Source organism: Acinetobacter legionensis, from assembly GCF_048551735.1.
GTDB lineage: Bacteria > Pseudomonadota > Gammaproteobacteria > Pseudomonadales > Moraxellaceae > Acinetobacter.
Genome location: NZ_JBIMBV010000011.1, coordinates 74,208 through 92,060, shown reverse-complemented (window position 1 = coordinate 92,060; position 17,853 = coordinate 74,208). Strand labels below are relative to the sequence as shown.

At 37.8% G+C, this 17,853-nt stretch carries 15 protein-coding genes and 3 tRNA genes; 13 read left to right on the top strand and 5 right to left on the bottom strand.

Annotation, left to right across the window (positions count from 1 at the left end):
• The first annotated feature begins 6 nt into the window (after positions 1 to 6).
• Genes ACG9ZL_RS11710 through galE form a run of 3 tightly spaced genes read left to right on the top strand, consistent with a single transcriptional unit; the run spans position 7 to position 3,954 of the window.
• Positions 7 to 1,266: a nucleotide sugar dehydrogenase gene (locus ACG9ZL_RS11710; RefSeq protein WP_419360088.1), complete on the top strand. Its 1,260-nt coding sequence runs from the start codon at positions 7 to 9 to the stop codon at positions 1,264 to 1,266.
• Entirely contained in the window at positions 1,263 to 2,924 is a 1,662-nt protein-coding gene (gene pgi, locus ACG9ZL_RS11705) for a glucose-6-phosphate isomerase (protein ID WP_419360086.1), read from the top strand. The genes ACG9ZL_RS11710 and pgi overlap by 4 nt, the downstream gene beginning before the upstream one ends.
• A gap of 10 nt (positions 2,925 to 2,934) precedes the next feature.
• On the top strand, positions 2,935 to 3,954 hold the full coding sequence (galE, locus tag ACG9ZL_RS11700) for a UDP-glucose 4-epimerase GalE (protein WP_419360084.1): 1,020 nt from the start codon (positions 2,935 to 2,937) through the stop codon (positions 3,952 to 3,954).
• A gap of 57 nt (positions 3,955 to 4,011) precedes the next feature.
• Here galE and ACG9ZL_RS11695 read toward each other — a convergent pair whose 3' ends face one another.
• Positions 4,012 to 5,382: a phosphohexomutase domain-containing protein gene (locus ACG9ZL_RS11695; protein ID WP_419360082.1), complete on the bottom strand. Its 1,371-nt coding sequence runs from the start codon at positions 5,380 to 5,382 to the stop codon at positions 4,012 to 4,014.
• 416 nt (positions 5,383 to 5,798) lie between these two features.
• Here ACG9ZL_RS11695 and ACG9ZL_RS11690 point away from each other — a divergent pair, with 416 nt between their 5' ends.
• The 3 genes from ACG9ZL_RS11690 to ACG9ZL_RS11680 are packed head-to-tail and all read left to right on the top strand — an operon-like array spanning position 5,799 to position 10,743.
• Entirely contained in the window at positions 5,799 to 7,358 is a 1,560-nt protein-coding gene (locus tag ACG9ZL_RS11690) for a TolC family protein (RefSeq protein ID WP_333667306.1), read from the top strand.
• Positions 7,355 to 9,490 carry a type I secretion system permease/ATPase gene (locus tag ACG9ZL_RS11685; protein WP_336953797.1) on the top strand — a complete coding sequence of 712 codons (2,136 nt, stop codon included), beginning with the start codon at positions 7,355 to 7,357 and terminating at the stop codon, positions 9,488 to 9,490. The genes ACG9ZL_RS11690 and ACG9ZL_RS11685 overlap by 4 nt, the downstream gene beginning before the upstream one ends.
• Entirely contained in the window at positions 9,487 to 10,743 is a 1,257-nt protein-coding gene (locus tag ACG9ZL_RS11680; protein WP_333669461.1) for an HlyD family type I secretion periplasmic adaptor subunit, read from the top strand. The genes ACG9ZL_RS11685 and ACG9ZL_RS11680 overlap by 4 nt, the downstream gene beginning before the upstream one ends.
• Before the next feature lie 182 nt (positions 10,744 to 10,925).
• Here the strand turns inward: ACG9ZL_RS11680 and ACG9ZL_RS11675 are convergent.
• From ACG9ZL_RS11675 to ACG9ZL_RS11665, 3 genes are all read right to left on the bottom strand, one after another.
• A tRNA-Gly gene (locus ACG9ZL_RS11675) sits at positions 10,926 to 11,001 on the bottom strand.
• Positions 11,002 to 11,046: 45 nt separating this feature from the next.
• Positions 11,047 to 11,122 (bottom strand) — tRNA-Gly (locus ACG9ZL_RS11670).
• A 46-nt stretch (positions 11,123 to 11,168) separates the two neighbouring features.
• Positions 11,169 to 11,241 (bottom strand) — tRNA-Gly (locus ACG9ZL_RS11665).
• Positions 11,242 to 11,458: 217 nt separating this feature from the next.
• Here ACG9ZL_RS11665 and ACG9ZL_RS11660 point away from each other — a divergent pair.
• From ACG9ZL_RS11660 to ACG9ZL_RS11645, 4 genes are all read left to right on the top strand, one after another.
• Positions 11,459 to 11,767 carry a BolA family protein gene (locus tag ACG9ZL_RS11660; protein ID WP_336953796.1) on the top strand — a complete coding sequence of 103 codons (309 nt, stop codon included), beginning with the start codon at positions 11,459 to 11,461 and terminating at the stop codon, positions 11,765 to 11,767.
• Between the two features lie 18 nt (positions 11,768 to 11,785).
• Positions 11,786 to 12,178, top strand: coding sequence for a SirB2 family protein (locus ACG9ZL_RS11655; RefSeq protein WP_419360080.1), 393 nt, complete (start codon positions 11,786 to 11,788; stop codon positions 12,176 to 12,178).
• An 85-nt stretch (positions 12,179 to 12,263) separates the two neighbouring features.
• The gene (locus ACG9ZL_RS11650; protein WP_336953794.1) at positions 12,264 to 13,100 is read left to right on the top strand and encodes a ParA family protein; all 837 of its coding nucleotides are present in this window, start codon (positions 12,264 to 12,266) and stop codon (positions 13,098 to 13,100) included.
• Positions 13,101 to 13,113: 13 nt separating this feature from the next.
• Positions 13,114 to 13,527, top strand: coding sequence for a hypothetical protein (locus ACG9ZL_RS11645; protein WP_336953793.1), 414 nt, complete (start codon positions 13,114 to 13,116; stop codon positions 13,525 to 13,527).
• Positions 13,528 to 13,595: 68 nt separating this feature from the next.
• Here ACG9ZL_RS11645 and ACG9ZL_RS11640 read toward each other — a convergent pair whose 3' ends face one another.
• Positions 13,596 to 14,243, bottom strand: coding sequence for a DedA family protein (locus ACG9ZL_RS11640; RefSeq protein ID WP_333670074.1), 648 nt, complete (start codon positions 14,241 to 14,243; stop codon positions 13,596 to 13,598).
• A 196-nt stretch (positions 14,244 to 14,439) separates the two neighbouring features.
• Between ACG9ZL_RS11640 and ACG9ZL_RS11635 the strand changes: the two genes are divergently transcribed.
• The 3 genes from ACG9ZL_RS11635 (at position 14,440) to ACG9ZL_RS11625 (ending at position 17,788) form a co-directional block, all read left to right on the top strand.
• Positions 14,440 to 14,856 carry a DoxX family protein gene (locus ACG9ZL_RS11635; RefSeq protein WP_419360078.1) on the top strand — a complete coding sequence of 139 codons (417 nt, stop codon included), beginning with the start codon at positions 14,440 to 14,442 and terminating at the stop codon, positions 14,854 to 14,856.
• A 295-nt stretch (positions 14,857 to 15,151) separates the two neighbouring features.
• The gene (gene guaA / locus ACG9ZL_RS11630; RefSeq protein ID WP_336953791.1) at positions 15,152 to 16,720 is read left to right on the top strand and encodes a glutamine-hydrolyzing GMP synthase; all 1,569 of its coding nucleotides are present in this window, start codon (positions 15,152 to 15,154) and stop codon (positions 16,718 to 16,720) included.
• A 147-nt stretch (positions 16,721 to 16,867) separates the two neighbouring features.
• Positions 16,868 to 17,788 (top strand): restriction endonuclease, encoded by a 921-nt coding sequence (locus ACG9ZL_RS11625; protein WP_336953790.1) that lies wholly within the window; start codon positions 16,868 to 16,870, stop codon positions 17,786 to 17,788.
• The last annotated feature ends 65 nt before the right edge of the window (positions 17,789 to 17,853 follow it).

Sequence of the window (17,853 nt, the reverse complement as noted above, 5' to 3'; positions counted from 1 at the left end):
TCTGATATGAATATTTGTGTATTTGGCACAACACTCCAAGCTGGCGTACTTGCTGGCTTGTTTGCTGAATATGGGCACCACGTGTATTGGTGTCCTCAAGTAGGCGCTGATCATCAATACTCAGTACATTATCAAGATCAAGATTTAAATCAACTCATTCAAAAACAGATTAAGAATAATTCAGTTCAATTGGTCGGGTTAAAACAACTTCAATTGCAAAGTGAAGTATTTTTATTTAGTTTCAATCCTTCTGAATTTGATCAAGCCAAGCATTTGGCTGAAGAGTTAAAACGCTTTCCTATCATTCATCCAAGACTGATGATCAACGGTTCTACATTCGGTTTACAGGGCACTGAAGAGCTAAAGCAAATTTTAGTGGCTGATCATTGGGCTTATTTGCCTGATACTATTCAAGAAGGCAATGCGATTCAAAGTTTTATCGACCTAAAGCAATTAATTGTGGGAGTAGATCAATCTGAAACACAGCAGATTATCAAAGAATTATTAAGACCTTTTTTTCAGTTGAAACATCAATATTTGTTTATGCCATTTTTGGATGCTGAATTTACCAAGCTGAGTATTTCAGGCATGTTGGCAACACGAATCAGCTATATGAATGATATGGCGCAAGTCGCTGAAAAATTAAATATTGATATTCATAATGTTAAACAGGGATTAGCATCCGATAGTCGAATTGGTGCATCATACTTATCTGCAGGTGTTGGTTTTGGGGGAGAAAATTTCTCCCATGATATTTTGACCTTAACTGGTACAGTGGCAGGTTCAGGGATCAAAAGCCAATTGCTGGATCAGGTTTGGAATATCAATGAACAACAAAAAGAAATTTTATTTAGAAAACTGTGGAATTACTATCAAGGGCAGTTAACAGGTAAAGTTGTGGCGATTTGGGGGGCTTCTTTTAAAGAAAATACCTCGAGTATTGAAAATTCACCGATTCATGCCATGCTTGCAGCGCTTTGGGCACAAGGAGCAATTGTCCAGTTGCATGATCCACAAGCCTTAGAACGGGTAGCAAATTTCTATGGCGAACGCGCTGATTTAATTTTATGTCATGATCAATACCAAGCCGTAGAAAATGCACATGCATTGTGTTTATTGACGGCTTGGAAGCAATATTGGAGTCCTGATTATTCACAACTTTTACAGAAAATGGCACATCCTTTGATTCTCGATGGTCGTAATATGTTAGATCCAGATTTCGTCAAAGCACAAGGTTTTGCTTATCAGGGTGTAGGGCGAGTATGACAAATTCTATATTAGATAATGATCAAAGAAAGCAGCATTTATCAGGATTGCAAAATCTTGCTACAGAACAACAGCAATTGCGCTTAACCGATTTATTTGAAAAAGATCCACAGCGTTTTGACAAGTTCTCAGTACATTTTAATCAACTGAGTTTTGATTATAGTAAACATCGTATTGACCAAAATGCATGCGATGCTCTGTTTAAATTTGCAGATTCAAAACAATTAACGCAATGGATCAAACGTTTATTTACCGAAGAATCGATCAATTATACGGAAGACCGAGCAGCAATGCATTGGGCATTGCGCTTACCGAAACATGATCAAGATTACCCTGAACTGGCTGAATTGGTACATCAACAATTAGATCGAATGTATCAGCTTGTTGAAAAAGTCCATGCAGGACAATGTCGTGGTTCGACAGGTGAAGTGATTCAAGATGTGGTCAATATCGGGGTGGGTGGTTCTGATTTGGGGCCATTGATGGTGAGTCATGCTTTATCAGATTATAAAGTCAGTACTGCTAAATCATTAAAAGTACATTTTGTTTCAACTATGGATGGTAGTCAGCTTTCTGATTTATTACATCAATTACGCCCAGAAACCACCTTATTTATTATTTCATCCAAGTCTTTTGGTACGATTGATACTTTATCCAATGCTCAAACAGTTCGTCAGTGGTTAGAAAAAGATTTGGGCACACAAAACAGTGTGATCCAACATCATTTTATTGGGGTTTCAACCAAGCCTGAGAAAATGACAGAATGGGGAATCGCAGCAGAAAACCAGTTCTTACTTTGGGATTGGGTCGGTGGTCGTTATTCGTTGTGGTCATGTATTGGTTTACCGATTGCATTGCAGATTGGTGCTGATGGGTTTAAACAATTGCTCGCAGGCGCTTATGCGATTGATCAACATTTCCAAAAAGCTTCATTTGAACAAAATATTCCAGTCTTGATGGGTTTGCTTGGGGTCTGGAATAATAATTTTTTAAATATTCAGACCCATGCAGTATTGCCTTATGATGGCCGTCTAAAATATTTTGCTTCTTATTTACAGCAACTTGAGATGGAATCCAATGGTAAGTCGATTCAAAGAAATAATGAAAAAGTTGATTTAAACACCTGTCCAATCGTTTGGGGTGAAGTGGGACCAAATGCGCAACATGCTTTTTATCAGCTTTTGCATCAAGGCACCCATGCAGTCAGTTGTGATTTCATTGCGCCAGTACAGCGTTATAACTCTAATCAATTCACCTATGCAGAAAGTGCGGAATCCTTAATTGAGCAACATCATTTAGCTTTATCCAATTGCTTGGCGCAATCACGATTATTGGCTTTTGGTAACACAGCATTAAATGCCAATGAATTATCAGATCTACCTGTATATAAACAATATGAAGGTAACCAACCAAGTTCGACATTGTTGTTACAAGAACTGAGCCCTTATAGTTTAGGGATGTTGATCGCATTGTATGAACATAAAGTGTTTGTGCAATCTGTCATTTGGAATATTAATCCATTTGACCAATGGGGTGTTGAAAAGGGCAAAGAAATTGCCAATCAATTACTCCCTATTCTCAATGGTAAAGAAAAAGACGTGTCACAACTGGATGCTTCAACACAGGGTTTAATCAAGATCTTGCTGGGTAAAGAATAGAGAAAAATTTATGACAAATATTTTAGTAACAGGCGGTGCAGGTTATATTGGATCACATACTTGTGTGGAGTTACTCGAAGCTGGGCATGAGGTTATTGTTCTAGATAATCTATCAAATAGCTCGGAAGAATCATTAAAACGTGTTCAAGCGTTGACTGGAAAAACACTGAAATTTATTCAAGGTGACATTCGCTATCAAAATGATTTAGATCAAGCCTTTTTAACCAACAAAATTGATGCTGTGATTCATTTTGCGGGTTTAAAAGCAGTGGGAGAAAGCCAAAAAATTCCACTGAATTACTTTGAGCATAATATTGCAGGATCAGTCCAGCTGGCACAAGCGATGCAAAGAGCCGGTGTTTTTAATTTGGTTTTTAGTTCATCTGCAACAGTTTATGGAGAAAGTAATCCTTCTCCCTATCAGGAAGATATGCAATTAGGTCTACCGAATAATAATTATGGCTATACTAAGTTAATCGTTGAGCAGTTATTGGAAAAGCTATCCATTGCGGATGAGCGTTGGTCGATTGCGTTATTGCGTTACTTTAATCCAGTTGGTGCGCATAAAAGTGGCCGTATTGGAGAAGATCCATTGGGTATTCCAAATAACTTAATGCCTTATTTGACTCAAGTCGCTGTAGGGCGTCGTGAAAAACTTTCGATTTTTGGAAATGATTATCCAACTCAAGATGGAACATGTGAAAGAGATTTTATCCATGTGGTCGACTTAGCAAAAGCACATGTTTTAGCTGTTGAAAATAGAATACAAAGCCAAGGCTGCCGTGCTTGGAATATTGGGACAGGTCAACCTATTTCAGTATTACAAATTAAGAGTACTTTTGAAAAAATAAATAATATCGATATAAATTCAGAATTTGTAAGCCGCCGAGCTGGTGATTTACCGAGTTTTTATGCAAATGCATCGCGAGCCAATATAGAATTAGGTTGGACGCCAAAATATACGCTTGAAGATATGTTGGCAGACAGTTGGAATTGGCAAAAGCAAAATCCAACAGGCTATCAAGTATAAATTTAACTGTAAAAAAATAGGCGCATTAAGCGCCTATTTTTTTATCGCCATTTAGAACTAACCCTGAATCAACTGAGTTAACTCATCTACATAGTCTTGCATTGGTTTAGGATTTTTATCTGCACGGCTTTCAATATTTAAGCGTAATAATGGCTCGGTATTGGATGCACGGACATTTAAACGCCATTCACCAAAATCAAGGCTAACGCCATCTGTTTGATCAATTGCAGGGTTTAGATCAGCAAAATGATCGAAGATTTTTTGAATGGTTTTTTGAGTATCTTCGACTTTAAAGTTGATTTCACCACTACACGGAAAACGTTCAATCATCCCTTCAACAAGGCTTGATAATGATTGTTGGGTTTCTGATACCACCAAAATCGCCAATAACCAAGGGATCATCCCGCTGTCACAGTAAGCAAAATCGCGAAAATAGTGATGTGCACTCATTTCTCCACCATAAGCCGCATTGTGTTCACGCATCACATCTTTAATAAAGGCATGTCCAGATTTAGATTGAACAGCAATACCATTATATTGTTCAATGATATCCAGTGTATTCCAAACTAAGCGAGGGTCATGTACGATTTTTTCACCGGCTTGTTTTAACAAGAAAGCTTGGGCTAATAATCCAACAATATAATAGCCTTCAATAAATTGACCTTTTTCGTCGAATAAGAAACAACGGTCAAAGTCGCCATCCCACGCAATTCCCATATCCGCATGATGTATTAAAACCGCATTTCGAGTGCTATCTCGATTTTCCACCAAGATTGGATTGGGAATACCATTTGGGAAAGTACCATCTGGATGATTATGGATTTTAATAAACTCTACTGGGATATTGAGCGCTTTGAACTTTTCTTCGATTGCATCAACGACATGACCCGCCGCACCATTGCCTGCATTCATCACTAGTTTAAGTGGGCGAATTTTGCTCGGATCAATATAAGTAAGTAAGTGTTCAATAAATTCAGGCAGGATATTATATTTTTTGACTGAGCCTTTTTTCTCGACTTCAATGAATTGTTCAGATTCAGCCAATGATTGGATATCTTTTAGTCCCGTATCTGCACTGATTGGTCGGGCATTTTCACGAACCAATTTCATGCCATTATAATCCATCGGGTTATGGCTTGCTGTGATTTCAATACCACCTTGAACATCGAGATGAAAAGCAGCAAAGTAAACTTCTTCTGTCCCCGTCATCCCAAGATCAAGAACATCTACCCCAGCATCATTTAAGCCCCGAATCGTTGCTTGTTTTAATGCTTCACTGGTTAAACGGATATCACAACCGATAACAATAGTTTTCGGTTGATAGATTTGACCATAAGCACGTCCTACTTTATAAGCGATTTCTTCATTTAGCTCTGTGCCCAGTTTGCCTCGAATGTCATAGGCTTTGAAACAAGTCAGTTTATTCATGTTCATCTTTATATTGTTTAAGGTTGGCTGGTAGTGAAACATCATTTTAACCTTAAAGTGTATAAGAAATTATATTGGAAGATGTAAATTTAGTTGAAGTGTGAAATTAAATAAGTGTCTACTTCATCAAGCCGAACTCTTAATATCATGTTTGATCATCCGTGATGATTTGCACATTGCCAATTTATAGCTTTTGAGATGATCTATGTGGAATCTTATAATTCATGTGATAAGAGTCACGTTTTATCATCATTACTCTTTGAATTTAAAATATTTTATTAAAGAAAATTAACTTTAAAAAGTAAAAATAAGCATTTGATTAGATTTTATAATGTGTAGAATAGAAATGAGGTAGGGAAATAATTCAAAATAATTCAATACCGATAATTAAAAGCTTTTCTAGGTGCCATTCGCGAATGTTAATAGCAAAAAAGCCCACTATATTGTTAAAAAGTTTGAGTGCTGTCAGTTTATTGGTTCTATTGCAGAACAATGGTTATACACAAGAAACAAGCTACTTAAAAAATATCAAAGAAGGTGTGACAGGTTTTATAAAACCTAAAGATGATCAGTCATTTAGAACCGTACAGCTCAAGGATTTGACCGATTTTAAATATCAACCCGATACACATATAGGCAATCAGAATCAACTGCCTATAGTAAAGCCATATACTGGACAAAAAGCATCACTCAATAATTTATATTTAGAACAAGCGCAAACAAGCAAGGCGTATTCAAGCCAAGCAAAAATCTTAAGTCTTGAAGATGCGATTCAGATTGCAGTAAAAAGAAACCCCAATATCGCTCAAACGATTTCAACATTGGCAGGACAAAATGCCAATATTGATGTGGCAAAAGCACAATATTACCCACAGTTAAAAGCGGGTATGAATACGGGTGATTTTACATCCAATGACAAAGGTCGCCAATTGTATTCAGTTGAAGCCAACCAATTGCTTTATGACTTTGGCAAAGTAAAATCCAGTGTCACCACGCAACAAAATAAATTGGCAGTTGAGCAAGCCAATGTATTAATCAGTATTGATGATATATCGACACAAACAGCGCGAGATATTTTATCCTTACTGCGCTATCGCAATATTATCAAAATAGCGCAAGATCAATTAAATGGGGTCAGTCGTTTACATGAGATTGCCCGTTTAAGAGCAGACGCAGGAATCAGCAGTAATGCCGATCCTGTACAAGCACAAAGCTATGTTGAGTACGCTCGTTCTTACTTAATTACTCAGCAAAATTTTTTAAAACAACAAGAACAAAAATTACGCACATTATTGGGTTTTGATGTGAGTCAAATGGATTTTAATATTCCTGATGAATTTGTAAAACAATCAGGTCTTTATGACGACCCTGAAATGAATACCATTCCTACGATGATTGCAGCAAAAGCAGAGATTGATGTTGCGCAGAGCCAAAAGAAACAAACCCAATTGAGTGCTTATCCCACAATTTCATTAGTAGGATCAGTCAGCAAAGCACTGAATGGTCAAAATCCAAATACTGGTTTAGAAAATGATACTGATGGTTCTGTCGGCGTGCAGATGTCCAGTAATTTTTATCAAGGTGGTGCACTGGGATCTCAAGTTAAGGCTGCAAATTTTGCTGAACAAGCGGCACGTGCAAAGTTGAATGCAACTTACCTAGATATTATGGATCAAACACAAATTGCGCGAGAAAGCATTGAAAACACAGATAAGCAGATCTGGGTTTTATTGGATCGGGAACGTTCAACAGCAAAAACTCGTGAGCTGTATGAAGAACAATATAAATTAGGTAAGCGTTCTATCTTAGATTTATTAAGTTCAGAGCAATCTTATCAAAGTTCAAGAATAGAAAGGGAAGCGGCACGCTTTGATATCTATGACACGATCGCTTTGTATATCAAGGTAACCGGTAAAAGTAGAAATGCTTATCATTTAAATAACATTCAAATTCAGGGGTTTGAAGTTCAACCATGAATACAAAAACATTAAATTATCAACCCTGGTTACAAGCGATCATTACGGTTGCTCAGCATTATCGGATGCAACCTGCTGAAGAACAAATTCGTCTGCAACTGGATTGGAATAAATACACAAATATTGATGACATGTTGTCCATTATTACCCGTCAAGTGGGTTTGAATGTTCGCAAAGCAGACTTCACCACGGATGTACTAAATCCATGGAGGTTGCCGGTTGTTGTAGAGTTTAACAATGGTCAAGTTGCGGTTATCGAGAAAGTCGACAATGAGGGTAATGCAAGCTTACAGTTAAGTGGTGATCAAGGCCTTTCACAAACTTTTAACTTGCATGAACTTCAAGCCAATGCCAGTCGTGTTTATATTTTTCGACCAGAAACATCGATTCCCGATGCACGTGTTGATGAATATATCAAACCTTATGAAAAAAGCTGGTTCTGGGACATCGTTTTAAAAGATTGGAAACGTTATACAGACATCATGGTTGCTTCGATGATTGCCAATATTTTGGCATTGGCAACCATTATTTTCTCTATGCAAGTCTATGACCGAGTTGTACCATCTCAATCTATCCCAACCTTGTGGGTGCTTGCAGGTGGGGTGTTGATTGCAGCCGTTTTTGAGTTTGTGTTACGCATTGCACGGGTTTATTTGTCAGACATTATTGGTAAACGCGCAGATCTCAAGATTTCAGACCGCGTCTTTGGTCATGCACTACGTATTCGAAATAAAGATCGTGCCCGCTCAACGGGTTCGTTCATATCACAGATTCGTGAACTCGAAGGTGTTCGTGAGTTGGTGACCTCAACAACAATCAGTGCAATTGCAGATTTACCATTTTTCTTCCTATTTTTAGCGATTTTCTGGATTATTGGCGGCAACATCTTTTGGGTGATGTTACTGGTTGTACCACTGATGATTATTCCTGGGTTCTTGGTGCAGAAAAAGTTAGCTCATTTAGCCACTGAAGGGATGCGTGAATCTGCAATTCGCAACGCAATTTTGGTCGAGGCGGTTCAAGGTATTGAGGACATCAAGTTATTACGTGCTGAAGCCAGATTTCAAAATCAATGGAATCACATGAATGAAGTGTCTGCAGATGTCAGTATGCGTCAACGTAAAATCGTGGGTTGGTTAAATGCTTGGACACAAAAAATTCAAGGACTGACCTATGCGATTGTGGTTTTAGTGGGGTGTTTTGCGGTGATGAAAGGGGATATGACCACTGGGGCATTGGTGGCGTGTTCGATTTTATCTTCACGTATGCTTGCGCCAATTTCACAAATCACAGGTGTATTAGGTCGTTGGCAACAAGCCAAAGTGGCTAAAAATGGTTTAGATGAGCTGATGCAAAAGCCAGTAGACCGTCCTGATCGAGCACAATTGATTCAGCGTAAAGTCCTCTCAGGTGATTATGATTTTAAAGGTGTGATATTTAAATATACTGAAGATGATCCACGCCCAACTTTAGTCATTCCACAGTTAAAAATTCAGGCAGGTGAAAAAGTTGCAATTCTTGGACGTAATGGGGCAGGGAAATCTAGCTTATTACAGTTACTTTCAGGAATGCAATTGCCAGTACAGGGCAAGATCAGTTTGGATGGTGTCGATCAATCTTTACTTGATCCCGATGATATTCGCCGTGATATGGCATTACTAAATCAAAACGCGCATTTGTTCTTTGGCACCATTCGTGAAAATTTAACTCTGGGTGCACCATTAGCAAGCAATGATGAAATTATCCAAGCCTTAAAAATCACCAATGCTTTAGAAATCGTGGAACAAAAAAAGGAAGGCCTAGATCATCTTATTCTTGAGGGTGGTGTGGGGTTCTCTGGAGGACAGAAACAAGCACTGTTACTCACACGATTATTGCTCCGAAATCCAAATATTGTGTTATTGGATGAACCGACTGCTTCGATTGATGATGTTTCTGAAAAAGTGTTGATCCAGCATTTAAAAGAATGGTTAGGTCATCGGACTTTAGTGGTTGCGACGCATCGTCCTGCGGTTTTGCAACTTGTTGATCGTATTATCGTTGTACATGAAGGTAAGATTATCAAAGATGGGCCACGTGATGCCATTTTGAATCCTGCCCAGCAGGCAAATGCAGGAGGGACTTCAACATGAGCCAAGAAAAAAATGACCAAAATATCACAGCTCAAGATGCTGAACCTGCTCAAGTTGATCATGTCTCCAATGTGTTACAACGGCCAACTAATCCCTCTGCATTAAAGTTTTCAGAACCGCCTTTACCGAAATCCACATTTATTATTTGGATCGTTGCAATTGGCTTGTTGGCTTTCTTAATTTGGGCTTGTGCATTTAAATTGGAAGAAGTTTCTACAGGAACGGGTAAGGTTGTTCCGTCATCAAAAGAACAGACGATTCAATCTTTAGATGGTGGTGTGTTGACCAGCTTAGATGTCAAAGAGGGAGACATTATTCAAAAGGGGCAGACGCTTGCGCAAATTGATCCTACTCGATTTGAGTCACAAGTGGGTGAAAGCCAAATGAAATTACTTGCCACACTGGCCACTGCATCACGTTTAGAAGCTGAAGTAAATGGGACAGCGATCAAGTTTCCAAAACAGGTTTTGGCCGTTCCTGCGTTAGTGAGAGAAGAAAGTGCACTGTATAGTTCGCGTCGTGCAAATTTAGACGAATCAATTACTGGTTTAAAACATGCATTATCTTTGGTTCAAAATGAATTGCAAATGACACAACCTTTGGTGGCAAAAGGCGCTGCTTCTGAAGTTGAAGTGCTACGCTTAAAACGAGATATCAATAATTTTGAAAATCAAATCAATGATAAGCGTAATGACTACTATGTAAAGTCACGTGAAGAATTGGCAAAAGCCAACGCTGATATTCAGTCATTACAGCAAGTTGTTGCTGGTCGTAATGATTCAGTGACACGCTCTACTTTTAAAGCACCAGTACGTGGTGTGGTTAAAGAAATTGCGGTGACAACCATTGGTGGCGTTATTCCACAAAATGGCAAATTGATGACTATTGTACCGATTGATGAGCAGTTATTAATTGAAGCGCGGATTTCGCCACGAGATATTGCGTTTATTCACCCTGGTCAACCTGCATTGGTAAAAATCACAGCATATGATTATTCAATTTATGGTGGCTTGGAAGGGAAAGTGACAGTGATTTCTCCTGATACCATCCGTGATGAAGTTAAACAAGATCAGTTTTACTATCGAGTCTATATTCGTACAGATAAAGATAAGTTGACCAATAAAGCGGGTAAATCCTTTTCAATAACGCCAGGTATGGTGGCAACGGTAGATATTCGTACTGGTCAAAAAACAATTATTGAATATTTGTTGAAACCATTTAACAAAGCCAAAGAGGCTTTAAGAGAAAGATAATTGCATCATGTGGTGATTATTTTAAAAAACCAATCTTCGGATTGGTTTTTTTGTGCTTTTACCGTTTTGTGATCAACACACTGATTGAGTGAATACAGCATAAAGTGTGTAAGTATATTTTGATGATTTATAAATTAATAATGCAAAAAAAGCCCCAATCTTTCGATCAGGGCTTTTAAATTTGGAGCGGGAAAGGAGACTCGAACTCCCGACCCCAACCTTGGCAAGGTTATGCTCTACCAACTGAGCTATTCCCGCGGAGTCTGTCCAATTTTTTAAATAAAAAACTGAATAAAAAAATTTTGGAGCGGGAAAGGAGACTCGAACTCCCGACCCCAACCTTGGCAAGGTTATGCTCTACCAACTGAGCTATTCCCGCGGAGTCTGTCCAATTTTTTAAATAAAAAACTGAATAAAAAAATTTGAGCGGGAAAGGAGACTCGAACTCCCGACCCCAACCTTGGCAAGGTTATGCTCTACCAACTGAGCTATTCCCGCATGCGGTGTATAATACATCAACAGATGGTAGGGTCAAGATTTTTCTGCAAAGGAAAACACTAATTGCATAAAATAAAGACATTTTTATGAAAAAAAATCAAAATTTAATTTAAAAAAATCAAATCGAACAGCAAAAGCTTTGTTGAACACTCAGCGATGCTCAAAGAATCCGCTATACTATGTCATTCATCCATTGATCGATCTCTAAGGAATCAGCATGAGTTTAGAACAACAATTGATTGAAAGTTTAAATCAACTTGAGCCATCACATTTAGAAGTGATCAATGAGTCTGCTGGTCATGGTGGGTATTTTCCTGGAAAAGAGTCGCATTTTAAGGTGATCATTGTCAGTGAACAATTTGCAGGGTTACGTTTGGTACAACGCCACCAAAAAGTGTACGCAGAAGCCAAAGACTTACTCAGTCCTGGAAAAATTCATGCCTTAGCGATCCATGCTTATCTTCCAAGTGAGTGGCAAGGTCAAGCACCAGCAAGCCCAGAATGCGCTCACGCACCTAAAGTATAAAGTGCAGAGTAATTTAAAATGGATATACATTTGCTGATCAAAATCATTCACATGACCAGTGTTGCATTATTGATACTGGTTTTTGTTTTACGCGCTTCAACATTATTTATTAGAACACACAACCAGCAGCCGAATCCTAAAGGGCGGGTGGCTTTTGTTGCCTTGCAACATCTTTCCCTCACGTTGGTTATATTTACAGGTCTAACTTTATTTATCATGAATGAGTTTAAAGTGCAGCCTTGGTTCTATGCGAAAATTATTTTGTTTATGGTTTTCCTTTCCTCACAAATAAAAGCCTATAAAAAGGATGACACTATTCTTTTGGCACAACGTCGAGCGGGTTTAGTGATTGGCGGAATTGCTTTACTTGCAACTTTAGTTTTGGTGGTGCTTAAACCAGTTTTTAGCTGATTGTTAGACATGAATTTCACACTTGGAGAGTGTCTAGGTTAAACTAGATACAAGTTTAAAAATAATGATAGCTTGGGGAACTTGTATGCTAACTCGTGTGGTATTTAACCAAAAAGGCGGTGTGGGAAAATCAAGTATTACAGTGAATCTTGCTGCGATTAGTGCATATCAGGGTTTTAAAACTCTGGTAATTGATTTAGATCCTCAAGCAAATTCAAGCCAATATCTTTTGGGTGATGACGCCACCTATTCGGCTGAAAAAACCGCATTAGAACCCAATATTGAAAATTTTTTTAATGATGTGCTGGGGAATCATCAACAAAAAGGATTGATTGGTAATGCCATTGGTAGTCTTTTAAAAACAAAAAATAAAGGTTTCGAGCAATATATTCATCGTTCACCGTTTAAAGATTTGGATGTATTACCCGCTAGTCCCACTTTAGGTGAGTTAGAGCATGCGTTAGAATCAAAGCATAAAATTTATAAGTTACGTGATGCGATTCAGACTTTAACCAGCCAATATGATCGTATTTATATTGATACACCGCCAGCATTTAACTTTTTTACCTTATCAGCACTGATCTCAGCGGAACGTGTCCTGATTCCGTTTGATTGTGATGTATTTTCAAAACGTGCATTACAGACCCTCATTGAAAATGTTATCGAAACTCAAGATGACCATAATGATCGACTTGAAATTGAAGGGATTGTGGTCAATCAATATCAAGCTCAGGCTAAATTGCCACGTGAAGTAGTACAACAGCTTAAAGATGAAGGTTTACCTGTTTTAGAAAATATGTTGCCACCTTCAGTATTAATGAAAGAATCGCATCATAAAAATCTACCATTAATTCATTTGGCTACAGATCATAAATTGACTCAAGCCTATCAATCATTGTTCAATGAGATTGATAAAAAATAATTTCGAGATCGTGATGAAATCATTGAAAATGACTTCTGTTAAATTATCAGTCGTTGCTTTAACGACAATGGTCGTATCTGCTTGTACGACGACGGTTAAACCTACATATGTATCGCCTACGCAATATCAGGCAATGAACTGTATGCAATTGAATACAGAATTTAACCGTATCCAACAATACATTAATAATGGTGTACAACCTGCGAAACGTACAGGCGTGGGTGTTGGATTAGGCGTCGGTGGTGGTTGGGGCAGCGGTGGCTGGGGTTGGGGCATTGGTCCAAGTATTTCTGTAAATTTAGGGCAATCTTCAAATACCAAAAATACTGAGCTTTCCCGATTGTATGGTGAACAAGATGCCCTTTCACAGGCAGCTCAATTTAAAAATTGTCCTTATGTCCCTAAGCGTCAGGATGTCAAAAAATAACTGTTTTGATGTTATATAAAAAGCCGATTTTAGAAATCGGCTTTTTATCACTTTTAACATAGTGTTTATTAATTGTTGGGCATTTTATTTTTATTAAAAAATTTATGACGTATATAGCCAATAATACCAGGCAAGACACTCAAAATAATGATACCGAAAACCAAATGGGTAAAATTATCTTTCACAATCGGCATATTACCGAATAAATAACCCAAAGTAATAAACGAGCCAACCCAGCAAATTGCACCGACTGCATTATAAGTTAGGAAATACTTATAATTCATGCTTCCTGCACCCGCGACAAAGGGTGCAAAAGTACGGGCAAAAGGGATAAAGCGGGCAAAAATAATGGTTTTTCCACCATGTTTTTCAAAAAATTGTGATGTTTTCAACAAGTGTTGTTTGTTGATAAATTTAGAATCAATTTCAAAAACACGAGGTCCAACATATTTCCCAATATGATAATTGAGGGTATCACCAAGAACTGCCGCAATAAATAGCAGAAGAATTAAAACCATAGGATCCATTGCACCCGTGGAGGCTGCTAAAGCACCCGCGGCAAAAAGTAAGCTATCCCCGGGCAGGAAAGGCATCACCACTAGACCTGTTTCAACAAAAATAATCAGGAATAAAATTCCATACACCCAGATACCATAATTTCTAATAAATTCAAATAGGTGTTCATCTACGTGCAAAATAAAGTCAATCAGATCCATAAGGAAGAAACTATGCGAATTGGTGCACAAATCCTAGCAGTGTGAGTTATGAAAGTCAGTATTAAAAAGTAATTTTTTAAAACTTATTATTGTTCTTAATTTGCAACGATGAGTTTAGTTTTTAAGTATTTAACTTGAAATGTTTAGTGATTAATATGTATACATCTTCAGAACGAAATACAATTTAGGTCACAGCATGTTTAATCCAAATATCGTTGTTAAAAATATTGTGAATCAACCCACCGCGAATGCGATCATTGCATTGATTGCGCGTATTCTTATGGCATATATTTTTATTGTTGCAGGCTGGGGCAAAATCACGGCTTACAGCGCAACTGTCGGTTATATGGAACCAATGGGTGTACCAGGTGCCATGTTACCTTTGACCATTCTGGTTGAGTTTGGTGGTGGTTTGGCATTGCTATTTGGTTTTCAGGCACGCTTTGCAGCATTTGGTTTAGGTATATTTAGTTTGATTACTGCGTTGTTATTTCATGGTGGTGAAGCAGATGCAATTAATTTTATGAAAAACTTTGCAATGGCAGGCGGTTTGTTTTTCTTGATGTTGCATGGTGCAGGGAAATTGAGTGTCGATCATGTAATAGAAAAATAATTTAAACATAAATACAGTTTTGAAAAGTCAGATCTCTATCTGGCTTTTGTGTGTGTTTATTTAGCGCCATTCAAATGGTTCACTTGGTGTATGCTATTTAAAAATATTCAATTCATTTTTAACAATGACTCCCAGTGAACTGATTGGCATCATTAAAGCCAAAATGAATCTATAAGCTGATTATTTAAAATGATTTTTTAGAAAGCAAAGTAACTTGATTGAATGGAGTGCGTACGGCTTATAAAAATGATAGAATATGGCGCTTATATTCGTTTGCCTGCATAGTTGTTGACTCATGACTACCAATACTCAAATTACTGAAGATCGTATCCTTATCTTGGATTTCGGTTCTCAATATAGCCAGCTTATTGCACGCCGTGTACGTGAAGCTGGTGTATATTCTGAAATGTATGCTTTTGATATGTCTGAAGAAGACATTCGCGCGTTTAATCCGAACGGTATCATCTTGTCTGGTGGTCCTGAAAGTGTGCATGAGCAAGGTAGTCCACGTGCGCCAGAAGTTGTGTTCAACTTGGGTGTACCTGTATTGGGGATCTGCTATGGTCTGCAAACCATGTCAGAACAACTTGGCGGTAAAGTAGAGCCAGGTACAGTACATGAATTTGGTTATGCTGCGGTTGACGTTTTAGTACGTGATCAATTGCTTGGTGATTTAAATGATGGTGATGACAAACTCAATGTTTGGATGAGCCACGGTGACAAAGTTTCTGCGATTCCAGCAGGCTTTAAAGTGACTGCAAGCACACCAAGCTGCCCATTTGCTGCAGTGAGTGATGAAACGCGCCGTTTCTACGGGGTGCAATTCCACCCAGAAGTGACACATACTGCCAAAGGCGCAGAATTACTGTCTAACTTCGTTCACAGCATTTGTGGTTGCCGTAATCTTTGGAATTCTGAAAACATTATTGATTTACGTGTTGAACAATTACGTGAACAAATTGGTGATCAAAAAGTTCTTTTAGGTCTTTCAGGTGGTGTTGACTCATCTGTGGTTGCAGCATTGTTGCATAAAGCAATCGGCGATCAACTGACCTGTGTATTCGTAGACAATGGCTTACTTCGTTTAAATGAAGGCGAGCAAGTGATGGACATGTTTGCGAAAAACATGGGGATCCGTGTGATTCGTGCGGATGCAGAAGAGCGTTTCTTATCTGCACTTGCTGGTGAAGTTGATCCTGAGAAAAAACGTAAAATTATTGGTCGTGAATTCATCGAAGTTTTTGCTGAAGAAGCGCGTAAGCTTGATGGCGTAAACTTCCTTGCGCAAGGTACGATTTACCCTGACGTGATTGAATCTGCGGCAACTAAAAATGGTAAAGCGCATGTGATTAAGTCACATCATAATGTGGGTGGTTTACCTGAAGATTTAGCTTTTGAATTGGTTGAGCCAATTCGTGATCTATTTAAAGATGAAGTACGTCGTTTAGGTACAACTTTAGGTTTACCACATGAAATGCTTTATCGTCATCCATTCCCTGGTCCAGGTTTGGGCGTGCGTATCTTGGGTGAAGTGAAAAAAGAATATGCTGATATTCTTCGTCTTGCTGATGACATCTTTATGCAAGAGCTTCGTGCAAGTGGTTGGTATGACAAAACTGCTCAAGCATTTGCAGTATTCCAACCTGTGAAATCGGTAGGTGTTGTAGGTGATGGCCGTCGTTATGCATGGGTCATTGCACTTCGTGCCGTGGAAACTGTTGACTTTATGACAGCTCGTTTTGCGCATCTTCCATATGAGTTGGTTGATAAAATCTCGACACGTATCATGAATGAAATTAAAGATGTTTCTCGTGTGGTGTATGACGTTTCTTCTAAACCACCAGCAACAATTGAATGGGAGTAATTCAGGGATTTCAAGAAGCGAAGCTTCTTGCCTGAATTACGCCAAGGGCTTTATACTTGGTAGAATTTGATAAATTACTTTTAAAAAGAGCACTTAGGTGCTCTTTTTTTTATATAATTGAAAAATGAAAGACCTATTAGAGTAATTATGTATACCCACTATGATTTGATGTTACCACTACTTAAAATTATGCAGTCAAATGATGTGACTTATAGTTTAAAAGAGGCGTATGAAGCCCTGATTCTTGAATTAAATTGTTCTGACGAAGAAATAAATGAAACGATGGAAGATGGTCGAAATGTTATTTTTTATCGGTTACAGTGGGCGAAAACCTATTTAAAAAAAGCTGAGTTTATTGAATATCCTCAAAAAGCACATTTTAAGTTATCTGATCTTGGTAGAAATATAAATCTCAAAAATCTCAAAAAGCTGGATCGAAAGTATCTCTCTCAATTTGATTCATTTAATGAGTTTAGAAAAATAAATCCCAAAGTTGAAAAAGAGCAAAAGAAAGAGGATATTCTGGAAATAAATTTAAGCTCAGATGAGCTGACTCCGCCAGAAATAATCACTCAACAATCTAATTTATTAAAAAATGATTTAAAGATAGATCTACTTAATTTAATTAAAAGTAACTCACCTCAATTTTTTGAAATATTAGTTGTCGATTTATTGGTTGCTATGGGCTATGGCGGCTCGCATCAAGATGCGGCCCAAGCTATTGGTAAAACAAGTGATGGTGGGATTGATGGAATTATTAGTGAAGACCGTTTAGGTCTAGATAAAATTTATATTCAAGCCAAGCGTTGGGAAAATACTGTTGGAAGACCGGATATTCAACAATTTAAAGGCGCTTTAGCAGATCAAGTTGCTAAAAAAGGGGTATTCATTACAACCTCAAATTTTAGTAAAGAGGCTGTTGAATCTGCAAAAAAATCGGGAATTGTTTTAATTGATGGAGATAAATTGACTTCTTTAATGATTGAATTTGGTTTAGGAGTTCAGGTTGAAAGAAGCTTTAATATTTATAAGATAGATCAAGATCGGTTTGATGAAGACAATTTTTAGAAGTGTCTAAAAGAATTTTAATATTCTGACATTTACTACAAATTTACTAAAACGTATTGAATTAA